Raw genomic sequence first — 2,550 nt, forward strand, 5'->3', positions numbered from 1 at the left:
CCGGACGCCGCGGCGGTGCCCGGGGCACCCGGCCGGCCAGCTTCGCCCGGATCAGGTCGCTCAGCGCGGCCTCGTACCGGTCGGTGAATTGCGTGGGGTCGAAATGACCCGATTTGCTTCGGATGATCTGCTGCGCCAGCGCGATCATGTCGTCGTTCAGCGCCAGGTCGGGCAGGTCGGCAAACGCCTCCTGCGCCGGATGGATTTCGTCCCTGGTGTTCAGGACGGTCGCGATCAGCCCGTCGCCCTCAGGCCGGATCAACAGGGTGCGGACGCGGCGGAACAGCACCGTCCGCGCCAGCGCCGCCACGTGCCTGGCGCGCATGGCATCGCGGACCAGGGCATGGCGCGCCCGCCCGTCCGCCGTGCCCGCCGCCAGGTAATAGGAACGATCCATGTACAGGTCATCGATCTCGTCGCTGCGCACGAACGCCGTCACCGACAGGATCTTGTCGCTGTCCGGCACCGCCTCGGCGATGTCGTCCGCGTCCAGGATCACGTATTCGCCCGGCTCGGTCTCATAACCCTTGACCTGGTCGTCGCGCTCCACCGGCTCGCCGGTGGCCTCGTCGACATAATGCCGGCGAACCCGGTGGCCGGTGGCGCGGTTGATGATGTGAAACGCCACGCGCTCGGCGGTGGACACAGCCGTATAGAGCGCGACCGGGCAATCCAGTTCGCCGATCCGCAGCGTGCCGCGCCAATTGGCCCGCGCCGTCATGCAGACATCGCCATTACGCGCCTCCGTACGCGGCTCCCGCCACCAGCCGCGCCAAGCGGCCGGTGGCCCGTCCGGGCGTTACGCCGCCTGTTTGTTCAGCCGCTCCTCGGCCAGTTTCGTCAATTTGTCGTCGGCGGCATATTCCTCGCTCAGGGTCATGCCCAGGATGTCCGCGCATTCCGGATGGCCCAGTTCCTTCGCCCAGGCGATCAGCGTGCCGTAGCGGGTGATTTCGTAATGTTCCACCGCCTGGGCCGACGCGGCGATGGCGGCGTCCATCACCTGCGCATTGTCCACGTCGCCCGACACGTCCTCGGCTTCCTCGATAATGCCGTCGATCGCCGGGCATTTCACGGTGGCGGGCGTGACTCCGCGCATCTGGAACACCTGTTCCAGGCGGACGACATGGCCTTTCGTTTCCTCGAGATGCGACCGCAATCCCTCCTTGAGTTCGGGGGACGACGCCTTGTCGATCATCTTCGGCAGGGCGCCGAGGATTCGCTTTTCGGCATAGAAGATATCCTTCAACTGATGCGTGAAGAGATCATTCATCGAATGCACGTCTTTTGTGAAAAGTCCCATGACACGTCTCGCATCGTTTCGCGGACGGGGCCAGGATCGCCCCCCGCTCGGGATGATGCCAGGGCTGGGCCGGCTGGCGGGCCTAATGTGCGCCCGCGCTTCCGTGGATGGAAGCCATGGTCACCGCGACGTGAAAAAGACGGCGGGGATAAAACAAGGCGATGAAACCAGGGGGATGAAGAACCGCCGGAACCCGCCCGCATCCGCGCGGTTACGGTCGGCGGACAGGGTGGTGCCGGCAAAGGAGGAATGCCGTGTCTGGTGCGGCATGGCGGGACATGGCCAGGGCTCGGGCTCGGGCCAGGGCTTGGGCTGGGGAATGCGTCGTGCCGGCCGCGATCCTGCTGGCCGGCGGCGCGATGGACGTGCTGTGCGATCGCCGGCCCGCCCATCTGCCCTGGTGGATGCCCAGCGTTTTTTCCTGGCCCGTCTATGGCGGCTGCATACTGGCGCTGTGGCTCTATTGCCGCGGCTGGCGGCGCCTGCGCCGCCAGGGGATGATATCGGGGATCGGGCCGGGGCGGGCGCCCGTCTTCTTCCTGCTGGGGGTGGGGGCGATCTATGCGGTGCTGCAGACCCATTTCCTCTATGCCGCGCAGCATCTCTTCACCTTCAACCGGGTGCAGCATCTGGCGATGCATCATCTGGGGCCGTTCCTGATCGCGCTGTCCGACCCGGGGCCGGTACTCCGTCACGGGGCGCCGCCCTGGCTGCGCGCCGCCCTCGGCCGGCCGGCGATACGGGCGGCGATACGGGCGGTCATGCGGTGGGTGCAGCATCCCATGCCGGCCTGCCTGCTGTTTTTCGGACTGGTCTGGCTGTGGCTGATCCCGCCCGTGCATGTCCGGGCGATGCTGGACCCGACCCTGTTCGCGGTCATGAATGCCAGCATGGTGATCGACGGCCTGCTGTTCTGGTTCCTGATCCTCGATCCGCGCCCGGGGGGAGGGGGCGGCATCCTCTCCCAGCCGGCGCGCCTGTTCCTGGTGACGGCGGTGCAGTTGCCGCAGATCGCCGCCGGGGCGGCGATCGCCTTCGCCGGGCGCGATATCTATCCCTATTACGACATATGCGGCCGGCTGGTCCCCGGCATCGATGCCGGGCTGGACCAGCAGATCGGCGGTTCGATCGTCTGCTATGGCGGCGGGATGATGAGCGCGCTCGCCGCCCTGATCCTGTTCGGCCGGCTATGGCGCGACGACAGGCCCGCCGCGACCGTCCGGGGGGCCGCATGACCGGCCCCCTCG

3 protein-coding genes are annotated in these 2,550 nt (G+C 67.6%); 1 reads left to right on the plus strand and 2 read right to left on the minus strand.

The window, feature by feature from the left end:
* A partial coding sequence (gene ku / locus HUK84_RS14765) for a non-homologous end joining protein Ku (RefSeq protein ID WP_176640963.1) occupies nt 1-721 on the minus strand: 721 nt, incomplete at its 3' end.
* 78 nt (nt 722-799) lie between these two features.
* Nucleotides 800-1,273: a YciE/YciF ferroxidase family protein gene (locus HUK84_RS14770; protein WP_456306674.1), complete on the minus strand. Its 474-nt coding sequence runs from the start codon at nt 1,271-1,273 to the stop codon at nt 800-802.
* Between the two features lie 356 nt (nt 1,274-1,629).
* Here HUK84_RS14770 and HUK84_RS14775 point away from each other — a divergent pair, with 356 nt between their 5' ends.
* A complete protein-coding gene (locus HUK84_RS14775) occupies nt 1,630-2,538 on the plus strand; it encodes a cytochrome c oxidase assembly protein (RefSeq protein ID WP_176640965.1) in 909 nt (302 codons plus the stop codon).
* Nucleotides 2,539-2,550 lie beyond the last annotated feature (12 nt).

Source organism: Nguyenibacter vanlangensis, assembly GCF_013376155.1.
GTDB lineage: Bacteria > Pseudomonadota > Alphaproteobacteria > Acetobacterales > Acetobacteraceae > Gluconacetobacter > Gluconacetobacter vanlangensis.

Bases quoted from the DNA above. Each gene is read 5' to 3' on its own strand.
- HUK84_RS14770 (WP_456306674.1), bottom strand. From the start codon at position 1,273: ATGAATGATCTCTTCACGCATCAGTTGAAGGATATCTTCTATGCCGAA.